This is a genomic window from Neorhizobium sp. SOG26 (genome assembly GCF_003491345.1).
Classification (GTDB): domain Bacteria; phylum Pseudomonadota; class Alphaproteobacteria; order Rhizobiales; family Rhizobiaceae; genus Neorhizobium; species Neorhizobium turbinariae.
Window position 1 is genome coordinate 784,672 of sequence record NZ_CP025512.1, and the last position, 17,960, is coordinate 802,631.

The window sequence follows — 17,960 nt, forward strand, 5'->3', positions numbered from 1 at the left end:
AACCGCTCAACAGCCATTTACCAGAGATATGTATCGCTGCCGAGACGGGCCGCAACTGGACGCACTAACGCAGCTCAGCCCGCCCGGTTTTCGTGGAAGTGGTTGTAGATCTGCTTGGCCACGGCCTCTGAAATGCCCTCGACCGCCATCAGATCACTGACGCCCGCGCGCGACACGGCCTTGGCCGTTCCGAAATGCTGCAGGAGCTTGCGCTTGCGGCCGGGGCCGATGCCGGAGATCTCGTCGAGCGGATTGCGGACCATCTCCTTCTTGCGCCGCGCACGGTGGGAACCGATCGCAAAGCGGTGCGCCTCGTCACGCATGCGCTGGATGAAATAAAGCACCGGATCGCGCGGCGGCAGGGAGAAGTCGCTGCGTCCATCGGCGAAGAAGCGCTCGCGTCCCGCGTCGCGGTCGACACCTTTGGCGACACCGATGGCGGTCACGACATCCCGGATACCGAGTTCATCGAGGATGGCGCGCACGGCGGTCATCTGGCCCTGGCCGCCATCGATCAGGATGAGGTCCGGCCAGGCGGGGAAGCCTGAGTCGTTGATGTCATCCGATGTCGATGCGCTCGCGGCAGATTTGCTGCGGTCCGGGATGCCTTCTTCCTTGATGAGGCGGGAAAAGCGCCGGGTCATGACCTCGCGCATCATGCCGAAGTCGTCGCCCGGGGTGATGTCCGTCGATTTGATGTTGAACTTGCGGTACTGGTTCTTCACGAAACCTTCCGGCCCCGCGACCACCATGCCGCCCACCGCATTGGTGCCCATGATGTGGGAGTTGTCGTAGATCTCGATGCGGCGCGGTACGTAAGGCAGCGAGAAGGTCTCCGCGAGGCCCTGCAGCAGCCGCGCCTGCGAGGCTGTTTCGGCGAGCTTGCGTCCATGAGCTTCGCGCGCATTGGCGAGCACATGGCCCACGAGATCCTTCTTTTCCCCGCGCTGCGGGACCGAGATTGAAACTTTGTGGCCAGCCTTCTCACAAAAGGCCATCGCGAGCAGGTCCTGTTCCTCGACGGTCTCGGAAAGCAGGATCTGCTTCGGCACCGGCTTGTCGTCGTAAAACTGTGCCAGGAAGGCATTGAGGATCTCGGCGCCCGACATCTGCGGGTCTGCCTTCGGGAAATAGGCCCGGTTGCCCCAATTCTGGCCGGTGCGGAAAAAGAACACCTGGATGCAGGAGAGGCCACCCTCGTGGTGGATGGCGAAGACATCCGCCTCCTCGACGCCGGCCGGGTTGATGCCCTGGTGGCTCTGGACATGCGAAAGCGCCGAAAGCCGGTCGCGATAGATCGCTGCCCGCTCGAAATCCAGGTCTTCGGATGCTTCCGCCATCTGCGCCGCAATCGCCGCCTTCACGTTCTGGCTGCGGCCGGAGAGGAAGTCCTTTGCCTCGCGCACGAGTGCTGCATAATCCTCGTCGCTGATCTCGTGGGTGCAGGGACCGGAGCATCGCTTGATTTGGTAAAGAAGGCAGGGGCGGGTGCGGCTTTCAAAAACGCTGTCGGTGCAGGTGCGCAGCAGGAAGGCGCGCTGCAGTGAATTGATCGTGCGCCCCACGGCCGCGGCCGATGCGAACGGCCCGAAATAGTCGCCCTTGCGGGCGCGCGCGCCGCGATGCTTAAAGATCGCAGGGGCGCGATGATCGCCGGTGATGGTGATATAGGGAAATGACTTGTCGTCGCGCAGAAGCACGTTGAAGCGCGGGCGCAGCCTTTTGATGAGGTTGGCTTCGAGCAGCAGCGCCTCGGTTTCCGTTCGAGTCGTGACGAATTCCATATGCGTGGTTTCGCGCACCATCCGCGACAGGCGGTTGGAGTGGACGCGTCCCTGCGCATAGTTGCTGACGCGCTTCTTGAGGCTGCGCGCCTTGCCGACATACATGACGTCGCCGGCTTCGTTGAACATGCGGTAGACGCCTGGCGCATTCGGCAGGTGCTTGACGAACTCGGCAATGAGCTCGGCGCCCTTCAGCCCGCTCTCGTTGCGAAGACCTTCGTTCCAGTCTATCGACGCGATGGGACCTGCGCTCTCGCTTGGCTCGGGCAGCGCCAGATCGTCTTCGTCGTCTTCGGTCTCGTCATAGAGAACGCCGCCATCAGGCAGCTTCGCTCCGTTCATTCCTCAGTCTCCGCCAGCGCCGATGATCGGCAACTGGTTCTTTCGGGCGGACAGATGATGCCGCCATGCTTCGCAATGTCATTTAAGCCGGTGAATCACCGCCCGTTTCAGCTTTCGGGATGTCCGCTAGAAATAGTGACTCGGGCCCTAGATTGAAAGCCACGCTTGGCGGCGGAGGAAGGCAAGAGGATGCTGACCCTCAGGAACCGCGCCACAACAAGGCAGAAAACGGGCAGGCGAGGGTGGCGGAGCCATTTGCCAGCCATGGAGACTGTCGATCCTGCTGTTTTGCACCCGTGATTTCTTCGCATTACCATCGCAATAAACCCGCGAAACTTGGCTTCCAAGTGAATCGTGCCTGGCCCATCGGATGCAGTGGCGGCGCGAGTCAATATATTGACGTGGTTCGACTTGAGTATTAACTTAGAATATACAGTTGTGAAGATTGTAATACTTATGATAACGTATAGTTAGGGTTAAGGAAATACCTGTTGCGATACAGCAACATCCAATTTTCGCCATTCGTGCGCCACAATCAATTCACAATTCGGCTCTTTCAATTCCTCAATTGGCCGCCACATTCGTCTCCAGCGGGCAGGGAACATTTGTCGCGGCCTTCGCGGCGGCTCCCGGCACAGCAGTAAAGGAGAAAATTGTATGCGTATTCTCATCGCAACTCTGATGGCATCGGCAGCCAGCTTCGGCGCATTTTCAGCGGCCAATGCAGCAGATGCCGTTGACGAAATCCCACAGGCTCCCGTTGCCATTGAAGAAGCAGCCCCGGTAGCAACCTGGGAAGGCTTCTACCTCGGTGGTTACGGCCAGTACAACTGGGGCCGTTTTGGCGGCGCTGGCGACCGTGACGGTCAGTTCGGCGGCGGTGCATTCACCGGTTACAACTGGCAGTCTGGCCAGATCGTGTACGGTGTCGAAGCTGACCTCGGCTACAGCGGCAACGAAAACAACACGATCGAAGGTTTCCGTGGCGAAGCCGGCTGGAACGGCTCTATCCGTGGTCGCGTCGGTTACGACCTGAACCCGTTCATGATCTACGGTACGGCTGGTCTGGCCCTCCAGGACAACGAACTCAGCGACGGCACGACCTCTGACAGCAAGACTGGTGTCGGCTACACGGTTGGTGCAGGTGCTGAAGCCTTCGTCACGAACAACATCACGGCTCGTGTCGAATATCGTTACACCGACTACGGCACGGATCGTTACGACCTGTCCGGCGGCTCGGTTTCGAAGGGCTTCGACGACCACAGCGTTCGCCTCGGTATCGGCGTCAAGTTCTAAGCAGCAATGCTGGACTGAAACAAAAGGCCCGGATGCAAATCCGGGCCTTTTGTTTGTTCGGTTGAGCTTGACGCTCAGGCCGATGATTTCATCGACGCATAGTCGACGAAGCGCTTGGAGAAGACATAGGTCCAGGCGGCGAGCTTCGGACGACCACCCGCCCATTGCCCATCAAAGCGAAGGTCGAGGTAACCGATCAGCGAGGCGAGCGCGAAATGGCCGCCATGCAGCTTCTTGCCGGTCTTCGGCAGGTTGTTCTCCAGGTAGTCGAGGCCGCGCACGACCTTGCCCCACTGCTTGTCGATCCACGGCTGGTGCACCTTCGACTCGTCGCGTGAGCGACGCTCGTAGACGATGGCGAGCAGGCAATCGAGGATACCGTCGCAAAGCGCCTCAAGCACCTCGGCTTCCGTGCGCTTGGCGTCCTTCTTCGGGTAAAGCTTGCCGCCCGACATCCGGTCGAAGAAATGCATGATCGCGACGCTGTCATAGATCGGCGGTTCACCATCTCGGATCAGCACAGGGATCTTGCCGAGCGGGTTGTTATCGGTGAGCTCTGGCGGCGCGGCGTTGGTGTCTGTCTTCACCTCGGTGATCTCGATGCCAAGATAACGGGCGGCCATGCGAGCTTTCGCCGAATAGGGGGAGGCGGGGGAATAAAGCAGTTTCATGGGTTCCTCGGGTGTTCCTCTGGTTTTCCTCTGGGGGCTTCTCTTGTTGTCTCAGCGTGCCGGCGGCATGGTCACGCTGCTGATCCGGCAGCCGCTGCGATCGACTTCCGCGCAGTCGCGAAAGCGCAGGTCCTTGGTCAGGCAGATGCGCACCTCCTCGAGTCGCCGGCCTTCGCAGCTTGTCGCGATGCCACGGCGACTCATGCCGGGATTGGCGGCAACGAACTTCTCCTCGATCGCGTCCGTTGAAAGGGTGAGTGCGGCGCGGCCCGAGGCGAGATCATCCGGGATGCGGATGCGGTTGAAGGCTTCGCGGGTTTTGGCGAGATACTCCCGCTGGCTAAGGCCGGTGCAACTGCCGTGCTTGCGCCACTGGTGCCCAATCAGCCCCATGGACGGCATGATGTCCATGAAAGGGCGGCCGACATTGTTTGGAACCCGCGCCGGTTCGCCGCTGGAGCAGAAATCCGGATAACCTTTTTCGTATTGCGGCCAAAGCCCATGGACGACGAAGCGAAAGTTCTTGTCGGTGCCGCATTGGTCGCGGTTGCCGCTGCCCTGGGTGGCGCAGAAGGTCGGCGACCATGACAGCGACAGGACATAGAAGTCGAATTCGCCGGCGCGTTCGCCGCGCCGTTCCTGTGTCCGCTGCTGGGAAAACGCCGCGGTCGAGTTCAGTGTCACCAGCACGGTGAGGGCGGCGGCAAGAAGGGAAACGGTCGCTCTAGGGGTAAAGGCCATGGTCAATTCTCGAAGATTTGGAACGCGTTATCATCTTTGAAGGTTGAACAACCGTGTACCGGATGACTACACTAGCGCGTTCCGTTCAGGCAGGGCGGGAAAGATGCGGAGATTGGCAAGGCTGGATGGCATTAAAGAAGTACCTGTGGCCGGCGATAGGCGCCCTGACGATAGCGGTTTCGGCTTGGCTTCTCTACAAGGAATTGCGTGGTCTGTCGCTTGACGACCTGAGCCAAAGCCTTGAGGCCATCACTCCGGGGAACTGGGTTCTGGCAGGACTTTCGACGCTTGTCGCTTATGCCGCGCTTGCAGGATACGACCGCATAGCGCTGATGCACCTGGGCAAGAAGGTCGACTGGTGGTTCATCAGCATCTGTTCCTTCACCACCTATGCCCTGTCCCACAATGTCGGTGCGTCCGTCGTTTCGGGTGCGGTGGTCCGCTACCGCGCCTATTCCTCCAAAGGCCTGACACCGGCCGAGATCGGCGTGCTGATCGCGGTCTGCTCCTTCACCTTCCTACTCGGAACCCTGCTGCTTGCAGCACTGGTGCTCATCATCGAGCCCGAACTGGTCGAAAGATTCGCCGACGTGGTGCCGATGGAAGCGACGGCCGGCACCGGTTTCTTCCTGCTGTTCCTGATTGCGCTCTATGTCGGGGCAAGCTTCCTGAAGCTTCGGCCGCTCAAGCTCGGCAAGATCAACATCTTCTACCCGTCGCCGCGGGTGGTCCTTCCGCAACTCATCATCGCACCGATCGAGCTGATCGGCGCGGCGGGCATCATTTATTTCGCGCTGCCGGAGGCTGGCAACCCGGGCTTCCTGATGATCCTCGGCATCTTCCTGGTGTCATTTTCGGCGGCCTTGATCTCGCACGCGCCGGGCGGTCTCGGAATCCTCGAACTTGTCTTCCTGATGGGTCTGCCGGACATGAACCAGGCCGACGTGATCGCCGCCCTGCTCGTCTTCCGCCTGTTCTACCTGCTGATCCCGTTCGTGATGGCGCTCGTGGTGATCGTGGTTTTCGAGCGCTCGCGGTTCCGCTCGGAGACGCTTGCCGAGCCGGAGCAGCAAAAGCTGGAAAACTCCTGACCGCTACTCGCCGTGCAGCCAGAAGGCGCGCTGCGAGGCGAACCGATCCTGTGCCAGCACCGACTTCAGGACCGGCAGCATGGTGTGCAATTCGTCCTTCAAAGTGAAGGGCGGATTGACGATCACCAGACCGGAACCGGTAAGGCCTGTCGTTTCGCGGTCGCTACGGACAGTGAGTTCGGTGCACAGCATCTTGGGGATGTCCAGCGCTTGCAGTTCCTCATGGAAGGCCTTGATCGGTGCGCCCTTCTTGATCGGATACCAGAGGCAATAGGTGCCGCCGGCAAAACGGCGATAAGCATTGGCCAAGCCGCTGACGAGGCGGCCATACTCGCCTTCTTCCTCGAAGGGCGGATCGACCAGGATGACCCCGCGCTTTTCCTTGGGCGGAAGGTGCGCGCCGAGTGCCAGCCAGCCGTCGAGCTGCGTCGCGCGAACCTGGAAATCGCCCTCGAACAGGTTGTGCAGGCGATGGTAGTCCTCGGGATGCAGTTCCATGGCCGACAGCCGGTCCTGCGGGCGAAACAGCATGCGGGCGAGCTTTGGCGAACCAGGATAGAGCTTGATCGCGCCCGTCGGGTTGAGCTCGCGGATGGCAGAAAGATAGGGCTCCAGCAGTTCGGCGACCGGTGCGGGTAGCTCAGCCTCAAGGAGCCGTCCGATGCCGTCGCGCCACTCGCCGGTCTTCTGAGCCTCCTCCGACGACAGGTCATAGAGCCCGATGCCGGCATGCGTGTCGAGCACGCGGAAGGCCTTTTCCTTGTTCTGCGCGTAGCGGATGATGCGCGCCAGCACCGCATGCTTCAGGACATCGGCGAAATTGCCTGCATGGTAGATGTGCCGGTAGTTCATGATCTTGCCGTCCGTTGAATTTTTTTGGCGCGGTGCGAAAGACGCTTTTTGCGCGCATTGCCTTGCCATATAGAAAAGCCATGAACGTTGCGACCCCCATCATTGCAGAAGTCACGCAAGCCAAGCGCAAGATTGGCCATAATTCCGTTGGCCATACGGTCTGCCCGCATGACTGTCCCTCCGCCTGCGCGCTTGATGTCGACCTGACCGCGGACGGCCGGATCGGCCGGGTTCGCGGCTCTGCGGACAACAGCTATACGGCCGGCGTCATCTGCGCCAAGGTCGCCCGCTATAGCGAGCGGATCTATCATCCGGACCGGCTGATGGTGCCGAAGCGCCGCATCGGCCGCAAGGGCGAGGGCGCCTGGCAGGAAATCTCCTGGGAAGCGGCGCTGGACGAGGTCGCCGATGCCTTCATGAAGGCGGAAGCACGGCACGGTTCGGAAGCCGTGTGGCCATACTTCTACGCCGGAACCATGGGCCAGGTGCAGCGTGACTCGATCGAGCGGCTGCGGCATGCCAAGAAATATTCCGGCTTCTTCGGCACGATCTGCACCAACATGGCCTGGACCGGCTATGTGATGGGAACCGGTGCGCTGCGGGGGCCAGATCCGCGCGAGATGGCAAAGTCCGATTGCGTGGTGATCTGGGGCACGAACGCGGTCTCGACGCAGGTCAACGTGATGACCCACGCGATACGGGCGCGCAAGGAGCGCGGCGCCAAGATCGTCGTCATCGACATCTACGACAACCCAACGATGAAGCAGGCGGACATCGCGCTCACGGTGCGTCCCGGTACCGATGCGGCGCTCGCCTGCGCCGTGATGCACATCGCCTTCCGCGACGGTTACGCCGACCGCAGCTACATGGACCTGTTTGCAGACGATCCCGCGGGCCTTGAAGCGCATCTGAAGACAAAGACGCCGGAATGGGCGTCCGCCATCACCGGCCTGTCGGTCGAGGAGATCGAGAATTTTGCGCGGCTTGTCGGTACGACGAAGCGCACCTTCTTCCGGCTTGGATACGGTTTTGCTCGCCAGCGCAACGGCACCGTTGCCATGCATGCCGCGCTCTCGATCGCCACTGTGTTGGGCTCCTGGCAATACGAAGGCGGCGGCGCCTTCCACAACAACGGCCAGATCTTCCGGCTCGACAAGTCCGAACTGATGGGTACCGCCTACAAGGACCCGGACATCCGCATGCTCGACCAGTCGCAGATTGGCCGGGTGCTGACGGGCGACGCCGAGGCGCTTCGGCATCGCGGGCCGGTGACGGCGCTGCTGATCCAGAACACCAATCCGATGAACGTGGCGCCCGAACAGCGTCTCGTCCGCCAGGGCTTCATGCGCGACGACCTGTTCGTGGCCGTCCACGAGCAGTTCATGACCGACACGGCGCAGGTTGCCGATATCGTGCTGCCGGCCACGATGTTCTTGGAGCACGACGACCTTTACCGAGCCGGCGGCCAGCAGCACATCCTGCTTGGGCCGAAGGTGACAGAGCCGCCGCCAACGGTGCGCACCAATCTCTTCGTCATCGAGGAACTGGCAAAGCGCCTTGGCGTCGATCATTTTCCGGGCTTCGGGCTCGACGAGCGCCAGCATATCGACAAGATCCTGCAGGCGAGCGGCTGGGGCAGCTATGACGAGTTGAAGCGCGACCGCTGGATCGACGCGCAGCCGGATTTCGAGACGGCCCATTACATCAAGGGCTTCGGTTATCCGGATGGGAAATTCCGCTTCAGCCCGGACTGGCAGAACGGGCCGTCCCCGGACAAGCCGCCGGTCGATGTCGGCCCGCAGGGGCCGTACGCGCAGCTGCCGCGGTTCCCCGACCAGGTGGATGTCATCGAAGTGGCCGACGCCGAGCATCCGTTCCGGCTGGCCACATCGCCGGCGCGAAGCTTCCTCAACTCCTCCTTCAGCGAGACGAAAAGCTCTTATGAAAGGGAAGGACGGCCGGAAGTGATGATCGAGCCGACCGACGCGGCACGTCTCGGGATCATTGACGGCGATATCGTGCGGCTTGGCAACCAGCGGGGCGAGGTGAGGCTTCATGCGCGGCTCGTGCCGGGCGCACGCCCGGGCGTGCTGATCGCCGAGGGGCTGTGGCCGAACAGCAAGCACCTCGACGGCGAGGGGATCAATGTGCTCACCGGAGCCGATGCCGTGGCGCCTTATGGCGGGGCGGCATTCCATGACAACAAGGTCTGGCTTCGCAAGGATGCAGCATGACGGATGCCAATGATCGGGTGAAGATCGTCGGCGAGACGACGCTGTCCGACGGCTGGACACGCCTTTCAGACTTCGAGATCGACTACACGGACCAGCGCGGCGAAACGCAACGGCTGAAGCGCGAGATCTACCATCGAGGCGAAGCGGCAGCGATCCTGCTGCATGACCCTGAACGCGACAAGGTCGTCCTCGTCAAGCAGTTCAGGCTGCCGGCGCATCTGCTCGGCGACCCGTCCTGGATGATCGAGGTTCCGGCGGGACTGCTGGACAGCGACCGGCCCGAGGAAGCGATCCGCCGAGAGGCGCTGGAAGAGACGGGATACAAGCTGCGCGACGTGCGCTTCCTGTTCCGGGTCTATATGTCGCCCGGCGCGATCACCGAGAGAGTGCATTTCTTCTACGGGCTGATCAGCCAGTCCGACAAAACGGAAGAGGGCGGCGGGCTCGCTGAAGAGCATGAGGACATCGAAGTGCTCCAGGTCACGGTCTCGGATGCCATGGCGATGATAGAGCGAGGCGAGATTTGCGATGCCAAGACGATCATGCTGCTGCAGTGGCTGCAGTTGAACCGCGGAAGTCTCGGTTAGGCGAGCAGCGGGCAGCCAGCTTGCAATGCGGCGGCGGCCAACCGCTGGTCGAGCGTCGCGAGCGCAAGCTTCCGCTCCAGCGCGAGTGTCAGGTAGGCGGCGTCGTAAGCAGACAAGCTGTATCTTGAGCCGAGATCAAGAACCGCAGCATCATCATTGACTGGTATGGTCAGAATGTCGGAGCGGCGAAGCTTTGCGAGAGCCTCCTTGGCCTGCTCAACGCTGATACGTTTTCGTCGGCAGGAGACTGCAAGAACGTTTCGAACCTCATACCAGAGAAGATCCGGCGCGATGGCGCCAAACTGTTGCAGCCTGTTGAGTGAGACTTCACTGAGGGCTTGCTCCTCGTCAGGAAGGACCCAACTGCAAACAACGGAAGCATCCACTACAAAGAGCGCCACTAACGGCGGCCTTCGCTTTTCCACTCCAGTATTTCGTCAGTCTTGACCTTTGGCATGGTCCTTCGAAAATCGCGTATGTCCTCGATGAGGGCGCGGCGGCGCTCCTGTTCTTGCTTGGGAAGTTCGCCTGCATCGCCCAAGTGTTGTTCGGGCGCCGATGCCAATGTGGTCAGCCGCGCGACCGGGGTATCACCTTTAGCCAAGATGACATCTTCGCCAGCCTCGACCTTCGCGAGAAGTTCAACGAGATTGGCGTCAACGACATTGACCGTGATCGTCATGACCATGCTCCATCCTAGGATGAGGCCATTTTCAAGGTGGCGGGGAACTGCGTCAAGCAGAAATCAAGACACCGCTCTGCAAGCTGGTATTACGCAAGTGGTCAAGCACCACGCGTCCACCCTCCATACGGACTTTCCCGTCCGCCAGGAGCTTGAGCGTAAGCGGGTAAAGCTTGTGTTCGACCGTCAGCACGCGGGCGGCGAGCGTATCGGCTGTGTCGCCGGGCATCACCGGCACCGCAGCCTGGGCGACGATTGGACCTTCATCCATGCCTTCGGTAACGAAATGCACCGTGCAGCCGGCAATCTTCATGCCGGAATCGAGCGCCCGCTGGTGGGTGTGCAGCCCAGGGAAGAGCGGCAGCAGCGAGGGATGGATGTTGAGAATGCGGCCCTCATAACGGCTGATGAAGTCGCCTGAGATCAGGCGCATGTAGCCGGCAAGACAGATGATGTCCGGGCGGATCTCGTCGAGCGCTGACAGGATGGCGCCTTCGTGCTCCGCCTTGGTCGAAAAGTTCTTCCGCTCGAAGACGCGCGTCGGAATCCCGCGCGCTTCCGCCTTGGCCAGGCCGCCCGCAGAAGGCTTGTCAGAGATGACGGCAACGATCTCGGCAGGGAAATCTGGTTGGTCGCAGGCATCCGCCAGTGACAGCATGTTGGAGCCGCCGCCGGAAATGAACACGACGACGCGTCTGCGCCCGCCAGCCGTCCGCCCCGCAGGCTCGCTCATAGGCCGAGGGTGCCCTTGTAGACGACGCCGGCGCCACCTTCGGCGCGATCGATCATGCGGCCGAGCGGCACGACGACCTCACCTTCACGGGTGAGCACATCGGTAACGGCCTGCGCATTCTCGGCGGCCACGACGATGATCATGCCGATACCGCAATTGAAGGTGCGCAGCATTTCCTTGGGCTCGACGCCGCCTGTCTTGGCAAGCCATGAGAAGACCGGCGGCACGGGGATGCTATCGAGATCAACTTCGGCCGAAAGGTTCTTCGGCAGCACGCGCGGAATGTTTTCCGGAAAGCCGCCACCGGTGATGTGGGCGAGTGCCTTCAGCGCACCCGTCTCGCGGATCGCCTTCAGGAGCGGCTTCACGTAGATGCGCGTCGGGGTGAGCAGCGCTTCGCCGAGCGACTTGCCCTCCATGAAGGGGGCCGGCGCATCCCAGGCAAGTCCCGAGATCGAAACGATCTTGCGAGCGAGCGAGAAGCCGTTCGAATGAACACCCGACGAGGTGAGGCCGAGGATGACGTCGCCGCTGGCAATATCGCCGACCGGCAGCAACTGGCCGCGTTCGGCCGCACCGACGGCAAAGCCGGCGAGGTCGTAGTCGCCATCCGAATACATGCCTGGCATTTCGGCGGTCTCGCCGCCGATCAGCGCGCAACCTGCCTCGCGGCAGCCGGCGGCAATGCCCTGCACGATCGCCGCGCCCTGTTCGGGATCAAGCTTGCCGGTCGCGAAATAGTCGAGGAAGAACAGCGGTTCGGCGCCCTGAACAACGAGGTCGTTGACGCACATGGCCACGAGGTCGATGCCGACAGTGTCGTGGAAGTCTGCGTCGATCGCGATCTTGAGCTTGGTGCCAACCCCATCATTGGCCGCAACCAGGATCGGATCGGTGAAGCCAGCGGCCTTCAAGTCGAAGAGCCCGCCGAACCCGCCGATTTCTCCATCGGCACCGGAGCGTCGGGTGGAGCGGACAGCCGGCTTGATCTTCTCGACCATCAGGTTGCCCGCGTCGATATCGACGCCGGCATCGCTATAGGTCAGACTGTTCTTGCCCGCCTCGCTCATCATCCATCTCCAATGATTGCCATAGCGGCTCGCAATTGCATGGCACGCACGGATATGCAAGCGGCGCGGCAGGTTTTGAAGGCTTTTCACAGTTTGTGCGGCGCATCAGCCTTGTGCTTGACCTTGAAGGGGGCGCCGATCATATCCCTTAGCCCAAGATACACCCAAGGAGCGATCATGCCCTACCATATCAGCGGCGCCAGTCTGAAGCGCTACGTCCTGTTCTGGGTCGGCATGCTGGTCTTGACCATTGTCTTCCTCTGGCTGTTCCGGTCCATCCTCCTGCCGTTCGCGGCCGGCATGGCGCTCGCCTACTTCCTCGACCCGATCGCCGACTGGTTCGAACGCCGGGGCCTCAGCCGGTTGATGGCAACCGTGCTGATCCTCGTCAGCTTCGTCCTGATCTTCGCGCTGTCGCTCATGCTGGTGATCCCGATCATCATCAGCCAGTTCACGCAGTTTGCCGCAGCCCTTCCGGGCTACATCACGCAGTTGCAGCAGATCATTTCCAATCCTGAAAATTCCTTCCTGCCGCCCTGGATCAGCAGCCAGATCGAGACGGTGAAGCAGAATTTCTCCGACGTGCTGAGCCAGGGCGCCGGCTTCATCGGCTCGCTGCTCGGGCAGATCTGGAACTCCGGCAAGGCGATCGTTGACGTCGTGTCGCTGCTGATCGTTACCCCGGTCGTTGCCTTCTACATCCTTCTCGACTGGGACCGCATGATCGCCAAGGTCGACAGCTGGATCCCGCGTGACCAAGTGAACACGGTCCGCGAACTGGCTCGCGAGATGGATTCCTCGGTTGCCGGATTCATTCGTGGCCAGGGCTCGCTCTGCCTGATCCTCGGGATTTATTATGCGGTCGGGCTGTCGCTCGTCGGGCTGAACTTCGGCCTGCTGATCGGCTTCGTATCCGGCATGATCAGCTTCATCCCCTATATAGGCTCGCTGATCGGCCTCATCCTGTCCATCGGCGTGGCGCTGGTGCAGTTCTGGCCGGATTATCCCTGGATCATTGCGGTCGCCTGCGTGTTCTTCTCAGGACAGTTCATTGAAGGCAACATCCTGCAGCCGAAGCTCGTTGGTGAAAGCGTTGGCCTGCATCCTGTCTGGCTGATGTTTGCGCTGTTTGCCTTCGGTGCGATGTTCGGCTTCGTCGGCCTGCTGATCGCCGTGCCGGCTGCAGCTTCCGTCGGCGTGCTTGTACGCTTCGGAATGTCGCGGTATCTCGACAGCGACATCTATTATGGCCGCGCTGCAGCGCTTCCCTGGGAGGCGGACGGAACGTCACCACAGGCGCTGGAGCACGACGGCCAACCGGCGCAGACCGATGCTGCGCCCACCACCGTGGCGGAAGAAAGATGAGCGCGACAAACGGACATGACCGGCGCAAGAGCGAGCAACTGCCGCTGCAGTTTGCGCATGACGCCGCAAAGACAAGGGATGACCTGCTGGTTTCCGAGCGGCTTGCCGCAGCGGTAGCGATCGTCGACGAATGGCCGGTTTGGCCGTCGCCGGTGGTGGTGCTCGCCGGCCCGGTGGGGTCCGGAAAGTCCCACCTTGCGCACATCTGGAAGGACAAGGCAGGCGCCGCCGACATCCATCCGGTCGAGGGTTCGGATGCGGCGATGGTGGCAGCACAGGTGCCTGTTCTGTTCGAGGATGCCGAGCGACGCGGATTTGACGAGGCGGAGCTCTTCCACGTGATCAACAGCGTGCGCCAGCACAACCAGACACTTCTCATCACCTCCAGGCTCTGGCCCATGTCCTGGGGCGTGGAACTGCCTGACCTCAAGTCCCGGCTGAAAGCGGCCACCGTGGTGGAGATCGGTGAGCCTGACGAGGAACTTCTGTCGCAGGTGATCGTGAAGCTCTTCGCCGACCGCCAGCTTTATATTGATGACAAGCTGGTGGCCTATATCGTGAACCGGATGGAGCGCTCGCTCGGTGCCGCTCAGACCATCGTCGATCGGCTCGATCACCTGGCGCTCGCCCGCGGAACGAGGATCACGAGGCCGCTGGTTGCGGAGGTTCTGTCCGGCTTTGGAAATGCGGAAGCCGCCGATTGACTGTGACAATGGGCTCGTCGAAGTGTACCCTTCGCGGAGCGCAGGAGGGATGGACGAGATGGATTCGATGGTAACGGAGACGCAGCAATCCGCAGGCGAAGGGGAGCCCCCCGCGCTTGATCTGATGAACAGCCCCGACCGGTTCATCAACCGCGAATTCTCCTGGCTGCAGTTCAACCGTCGCGTCCTCGAAGAAACGCTGAACACCGCCCATCCCCTTCTGGAACGGGTCCGCTTCCTGTCAATTTCCGCTGCCAACCTTGACGAATTCTTCATGGTGCGGGTGGCGGGCCTTGAGGGACAGGTGCGACAGGGCATCAGCGTGCGCAGCCCGGACGGAAAGACTCCGGCCGAACAGCTCGACAATATCCTGCAGGAGATCGACAACCTGCAGATGGAGCAGCAGGCGTCGCTTGCCGTGCTGCAGCAATATCTCGCCAAGGAAGACATCCTGATCGTGCGGCCTGCCGCGCTTTCGGCAGAAGATCGCGCCTGGCTCGCCACCGATTTTGATGAAGACCTGTTTCCGGTGCTGACGCCGCTGTCGATCGATCCGGCGCATCCGTTCCCCTTCATTCCGAACCTGGGTTTCTCCATGGGCCTGCAGCTTCACAGCAAGCACGGCAAGGAACCGATGACAGGCCTGTTGCGCCTGCCGACGACGCTCGACCGCTTCATCCGCCTGCCGGACGAGGGTACGACGATCCGCTACATTACGCTGGAAGATGTGGTTGGAATGTTCACCGATCGCCTGTTCCCGGGCTATGAGGTGAGGGGGGCCGGTACGTTCCGCATCATCCGCGACAGCGATATCGAAGTCGAGGAAGAGGCCGAAGACCTTGTGCGCTTCTTCGAAACGGCGCTGAAGCGCCGCCGCCGCGGCAAGGTCATCCGCATCGAGACAGATTCCGAAATGCCGGCCTCGCTGCGCCAGTTCGTGGTGCAGGAACTCGGTGTCCCGGATAACCGCATCGCCGTCCTGCCGGGCCTGCTCGCGCTCAACACCATGTCGGAGATCGCCAAGGCGCCGCGCGACGACCTGCGCTTCGAGAGCTACAACGCCCGTTTCCCCGAACGCGTACGTGAACATGCCGGCGACTGCCTGGCTGCAATCCGTGAAAAGGACATGGTGGTCCATCATCCGTACGAGAGCTTCGACGTAGTGGTGCAGTTCCTGATCCAGGCGGCCCGCGACCCGGATGTGCTCGCCATCAAGCAGACGCTGTACCGCACCTCCAACGACAGCCCGATCGTTCGTGCGCTGATCGACGCTGCCGAGGCCGGCAAGTCGGTGACCGCACTGGTGGAGTTGAAGGCGCGATTTGACGAGGAAGCGAATATCCGCTGGGCCCGCGACCTGGAGCGCGCTGGCGTGCAGGTTGTCTTCGGCTTCATTGAGTTGAAGACGCATGCGAAGATGTCGATGGTCGTGCGCCGCGAGGATGGCCGGCTGCGCACCTACTGCCATCTCGGTACCGGCAACTACCATCCGGTGACGGCGAAGATCTACACCGACCTGTCCTTCTTCACCTGCAACCCGAAGATCGCCCACGACATGGCGAATGTCTTCAACTTCATCACCGGTTATGGCGAGCCGGAAGAAAGCATGAAGCTTGCCGTTTCGCCCTATACGCTGCGGCCACGCATCCTGCGCCATATCGAGGAAGAGATCTGCCACGCGCAGAACGGCAAGCCGGCAGCGATCTGGATGAAGATGAACTCGCTGGTGGATCCGGAGATCATCGATGCGCTCTACCGGGCCAGTAATGCAGGCGTCGAGGTCGAACTCGTCGTGCGTGGCATCTGCTGCCTTAGGCCGCAGGTTCCGGGGCTTTCGGAAAACATCCGCGTCAAGTCGATCGTCGGCCGCTTCCTTGAGCACAGCCGCATCTTCTGCTTCGGCAACGGGTATGGCCTGCCGTCCGACAAGGCGCTCGTCTACATCGGCTCCGCCGACATGATGCCGCGCAATCTCGACCGCCGCGTCGAGACGCTGGTGCCGCTGCTCAACCCGACCGTCCACGAGCAGGTCCTGTCGCAGATCATGCTCGGCAATCTGATTGACAATCAGCAGAGCTACGAGATATTGCCCGACGGCACGTCGCGGCGCATGGAAGTGCGCAAGGGAGAGGAACCTTTCAACGCGCAGCACTATTTCATGACCAATCCGAGCCTGTCAGGGCGCGGCGAAGCCCTGAAGTCGAGTGCCCCGAAACTCATTGCCGGCCGGATGTCCGGACGCAAGATTTAGCCACAGAAAAGCACATATGGTACGATCTGAAGCCCAGGGGCGCCTTCCGGGGATTGTTCCTGTCTCCGTCATCGATATCGGCTCCAACTCCGTTCGCGTCGTGATCTACGAGGGCTTGTCGCGCTCGCCGACGATCCTGTTCAACGAGAAGGTGCTTTGCGGGCTGGGCAAGGGGCTTGGCTCCAACGGGCGCATGGATGACGAGGGCGTGGAGCGGGCGCTTGCGGCGCTGCGTCGCTTCAAGGCGCTGTCGAACCAGGCGCGCGCGACGGAAGTCTATGTGTTGGCGACCGCGGCCGCCCGCGAGGCCTCCAACGGCCCTGAATTCATCCGCCAGGCCGAAGAGATCCTCGAACAGGAGATCCAGGTCCTGTCGGGCGAGGAAGAGGCGCGCTATTCGGCGCTCGGCGTCATCAGCGGCTTTCATGAGGTCGACGGTATTGCCGGTGACCTTGGCGGCGGATCGCTCGAGCTCATCGACATCAAGGGCCAGGACTTTGGCCGCGGCGTCACCCTGCCGCTTGGTGGTTTGCGGTTGTCGGAGTCCTCCGGCCAATCGCTTTCCAAGGCGCGCAACTTTGCCCGCAAGCAGGTCAAGAAGGCGCATTTCCTGGAGCAGGGGAACGGCCGGACCTTCTACGCAGTCGGTGGCACCTGGCGTAACATCGCCAAGCTGCACATGGAGATGATCCAGTATCCGCTGCACATGATGCAGGGATATGAACTTTCGCTTGAGGAAATGCAGAACCTTCTCGAGCAGGTCATCGCCGCCAAGGACGGCAAGGAAGGGCCATGGCAGGTCGTGTCCAAGAGCCGTCGTGCGCTTCTTCCCTTCGGCGCGATTGCCATGCAGGAAGTCCTGAGTGTCATGAAGCCGTCGAAGATCAGCTTCTCGGCCCAGGGCGTTCGCGAGGGTTACCTTTATTCGCTGCTGTCGGAAGAGGAGCAGCAAAGCGATCCGCTGCTGGTAGCGGCAGACCAATTGGCGATCCTGCGTGCCCGTTCCCCCGAGCATGCCCGCGAGCTTGCGGACTGGACCGGCCGCATGGTCGAAGCCTTCGGTGTCGACGAGACCGAGGAAGAAGGCCGGTACCGGCGCGCCGCCTGCCTGCTTGCCGATATCAGCTGGCGAGCGCATCCGGATTACCGGGGCCTGCAGGCGCTCAACATCATTGCCAATTCCTCCTTCGTCGGCATCACCCATGCCGGACGCGCCTATCTGGCGCTCGCGAACTATTATCGCTTTGAAGGGCTGCATGACGATGGCGCCACCGGTCCGCTGGCCGCGATTGCGACGCCGCGCCTGCTCGACCTCGCCAAGCTCCTGGGCGGGCTGCTGCGCGTCGTCTACCTGTTCTCGGCTTCCATGCCGGGCATCGTGCATCACCTGAAGTTCGCGCCGGCCTCGTCGCCCGACCTTGATCTGGAATTTGTTGTCCCGCACGAATACCATGATTTCGCTGGTGAACGCCTCAACGGGCGCCTGCAGCAGCTTGCCAAGCTGACGGGCAAGAAGCTTGCCTTCAGGTTCGAGTAGGCTCGTCAGAAGGCTGCAAA

16 protein-coding genes are annotated in these 17,960 nt (G+C 61.5%); 8 read left to right on the top strand and 8 right to left on the bottom strand.

Features of this window, described 5'->3' with window-relative positions:
- Positions 1-74 precede the first annotated feature (74 nt).
- Positions 75-2,126, bottom strand: coding sequence for an excinuclease ABC subunit UvrC (gene uvrC / locus CYG48_RS03890; protein WP_118849171.1), 2,052 nt, complete (start codon positions 2,124-2,126; stop codon positions 75-77).
- A 657-nt stretch (positions 2,127-2,783) separates the two neighbouring features.
- Here uvrC and CYG48_RS03895 point away from each other — a divergent pair.
- Positions 2,784-3,422: an outer membrane protein gene (locus CYG48_RS03895; protein ID WP_118849172.1), complete on the top strand. Its 639-nt coding sequence runs from the start codon at positions 2,784-2,786 to the stop codon at positions 3,420-3,422.
- Positions 3,423-3,496: 74 nt separating this feature from the next.
- Here the strand turns inward: CYG48_RS03895 and CYG48_RS03900 are convergent, their stop codons facing one another.
- Together CYG48_RS03900 and CYG48_RS03905 are read right to left on the bottom strand one after the other, a co-directional pair.
- Entirely contained in the window at positions 3,497-4,093 is a 597-nt protein-coding gene (locus tag CYG48_RS03900; RefSeq protein ID WP_118849173.1) for a glutathione S-transferase family protein, read from the bottom strand.
- A 51-nt stretch (positions 4,094-4,144) separates the two neighbouring features.
- A complete protein-coding gene (locus CYG48_RS03905; protein WP_118849174.1) occupies positions 4,145-4,834 on the bottom strand; it encodes a ribonuclease T2 family protein in 690 nt (229 codons plus the stop codon).
- Positions 4,835-4,959: 125 nt separating this feature from the next.
- On the opposite strand from CYG48_RS03905, the gene CYG48_RS03910 reads away from it, so the two are divergent.
- Positions 4,960-5,925, top strand: coding sequence for a lysylphosphatidylglycerol synthase domain-containing protein (locus CYG48_RS03910; RefSeq protein WP_118849175.1), 966 nt, complete (start codon positions 4,960-4,962; stop codon positions 5,923-5,925).
- A 3-nt stretch (positions 5,926-5,928) separates the two neighbouring features.
- On the opposite strand, the gene CYG48_RS03915 is transcribed toward CYG48_RS03910, so the two are convergent.
- Positions 5,929-6,777, bottom strand: a complete 849-nt coding sequence (locus tag CYG48_RS03915) for a 23S rRNA (adenine(2030)-N(6))-methyltransferase RlmJ (protein ID WP_118849176.1) — start codon at positions 6,775-6,777, stop codon at positions 5,929-5,931.
- Between the two features lie 80 nt (positions 6,778-6,857).
- Between CYG48_RS03915 and CYG48_RS03920 the strand changes: the two genes are divergently transcribed.
- Complete coding sequence (locus CYG48_RS03920) at positions 6,858-9,011, top strand: molybdopterin-containing oxidoreductase family protein (protein ID WP_118849177.1); 2,154 nt, start codon at positions 6,858-6,860, stop codon at positions 9,009-9,011.
- Positions 9,008-9,598 (top strand): NUDIX domain-containing protein, encoded by a 591-nt coding sequence (locus CYG48_RS03925; RefSeq protein ID WP_118849178.1) that lies wholly within the window; start codon positions 9,008-9,010, stop codon positions 9,596-9,598. Before CYG48_RS03920 ends, CYG48_RS03925 begins: the two co-directional genes overlap by 4 nt.
- Here the strand turns inward: CYG48_RS03925 and CYG48_RS03930 are convergent.
- Genes CYG48_RS03930 through purM form a run of 4 tightly spaced genes read right to left on the bottom strand, consistent with a single transcriptional unit; the run spans position 9,595 to position 12,083 of the window.
- Complete coding sequence (locus CYG48_RS03930; RefSeq protein ID WP_199925207.1) at positions 9,595-9,999, bottom strand: type II toxin-antitoxin system VapC family toxin; 405 nt, start codon at positions 9,997-9,999, stop codon at positions 9,595-9,597. The genes CYG48_RS03925 and CYG48_RS03930 overlap by 4 nt on opposite strands.
- A complete protein-coding gene (locus tag CYG48_RS03935) occupies positions 9,999-10,286 on the bottom strand; it encodes a type II toxin-antitoxin system Phd/YefM family antitoxin (RefSeq protein WP_118849180.1) in 288 nt (95 codons plus the stop codon). Before CYG48_RS03935 ends, CYG48_RS03930 begins: the two co-directional genes overlap by 1 nt.
- A gap of 46 nt (positions 10,287-10,332) precedes the next feature.
- Positions 10,333-11,013 carry a phosphoribosylglycinamide formyltransferase gene (purN, locus tag CYG48_RS03940; RefSeq protein ID WP_118849181.1) on the bottom strand — a complete coding sequence of 227 codons (681 nt, stop codon included), beginning with the start codon at positions 11,011-11,013 and terminating at the stop codon, positions 10,333-10,335.
- A complete protein-coding gene (gene purM, locus CYG48_RS03945; protein ID WP_118849182.1) occupies positions 11,010-12,083 on the bottom strand; it encodes a phosphoribosylformylglycinamidine cyclo-ligase in 1,074 nt (357 codons plus the stop codon). Before purM ends, purN begins: the two co-directional genes overlap by 4 nt.
- A 177-nt stretch (positions 12,084-12,260) precedes the next feature.
- On the opposite strand from purM, the gene CYG48_RS03950 reads away from it, so the two are divergent.
- The 4 genes from CYG48_RS03950 to ppx are packed head-to-tail and all read left to right on the top strand — an operon-like array spanning position 12,261 to position 17,940.
- A complete protein-coding gene (locus tag CYG48_RS03950; RefSeq protein WP_118849183.1) occupies positions 12,261-13,448 on the top strand; it encodes an AI-2E family transporter in 1,188 nt (395 codons plus the stop codon).
- Positions 13,445-14,152 carry a DnaA regulatory inactivator HdaA gene (hdaA, locus tag CYG48_RS03955; protein WP_118849184.1) on the top strand — a complete coding sequence of 236 codons (708 nt, stop codon included), beginning with the start codon at positions 13,445-13,447 and terminating at the stop codon, positions 14,150-14,152. Before CYG48_RS03950 ends, hdaA begins: the two co-directional genes overlap by 4 nt.
- Positions 14,153-14,210: 58 nt before the next feature.
- Positions 14,211-16,403 (top strand): RNA degradosome polyphosphate kinase, encoded by a 2,193-nt coding sequence (locus CYG48_RS03960; protein ID WP_118851487.1) that lies wholly within the window; start codon positions 14,211-14,213, stop codon positions 16,401-16,403.
- 16 nt (positions 16,404-16,419) lie between these two features.
- On the top strand, positions 16,420-17,940 hold the full coding sequence (ppx, locus tag CYG48_RS03965) for an exopolyphosphatase (RefSeq protein ID WP_118849185.1): 1,521 nt from the start codon (positions 16,420-16,422) through the stop codon (positions 17,938-17,940).
- The last annotated feature ends 20 nt before the right edge of the window (positions 17,941-17,960 follow it).

Excerpts from the sequence above, each read along its gene's own strand:
- CYG48_RS03895 (WP_118849172.1), top strand. The coding sequence starts at position 2,784 with ATGCGTATTCTCATCGCAACTCTGATGGCATCGGCAGCCAGCTTCGGC.
- CYG48_RS03935 (WP_118849180.1), bottom strand. The coding sequence starts at position 10,286 with ATGGTCATGACGATCACGGTCAATGTCGTTGACGCCAATCTCGTTGAA.
- CYG48_RS03905 (WP_118849174.1), bottom strand. The coding sequence starts at position 4,834 with ATGGCCTTTACCCCTAGAGCGACCGTTTCCCTTCTTGCCGCCGCCCTC.
- purN (WP_118849181.1), bottom strand. The coding sequence starts at position 11,013 with ATGAGCGAGCCTGCGGGGCGGACGGCTGGCGGGCGCAGACGCGTCGTC.
- CYG48_RS03925 (WP_118849178.1), top strand. The coding sequence starts at position 9,008 with ATGACGGATGCCAATGATCGGGTGAAGATCGTCGGCGAGACGACGCTG.
- hdaA (WP_118849184.1), top strand. The coding sequence starts at position 13,445 with ATGAGCGCGACAAACGGACATGACCGGCGCAAGAGCGAGCAACTGCCG.
- ppx (WP_118849185.1), top strand. The coding sequence starts at position 16,420 with ATGGTACGATCTGAAGCCCAGGGGCGCCTTCCGGGGATTGTTCCTGTC.
- CYG48_RS03915 (WP_118849176.1), bottom strand. The coding sequence starts at position 6,777 with ATGAACTACCGGCACATCTACCATGCAGGCAATTTCGCCGATGTCCTG.
- CYG48_RS03960 (WP_118851487.1), top strand. The coding sequence starts at position 14,211 with ATGGATTCGATGGTAACGGAGACGCAGCAATCCGCAGGCGAAGGGGAG.
- CYG48_RS03950 (WP_118849183.1), top strand. The coding sequence starts at position 12,261 with ATGCCCTACCATATCAGCGGCGCCAGTCTGAAGCGCTACGTCCTGTTC.
- purM (WP_118849182.1), bottom strand. The coding sequence starts at position 12,083 with ATGAGCGAGGCGGGCAAGAACAGTCTGACCTATAGCGATGCCGGCGTC.
- CYG48_RS03910 (WP_118849175.1), top strand. The coding sequence starts at position 4,960 with ATGGCATTAAAGAAGTACCTGTGGCCGGCGATAGGCGCCCTGACGATA.
- uvrC (WP_118849171.1), bottom strand. The coding sequence starts at position 2,126 with ATGAACGGAGCGAAGCTGCCTGATGGCGGCGTTCTCTATGACGAGACC.
- CYG48_RS03920 (WP_118849177.1), top strand. The coding sequence starts at position 6,858 with ATGAACGTTGCGACCCCCATCATTGCAGAAGTCACGCAAGCCAAGCGC.
- CYG48_RS03900 (WP_118849173.1), bottom strand. The coding sequence starts at position 4,093 with ATGAAACTGCTTTATTCCCCCGCCTCCCCCTATTCGGCGAAAGCTCGC.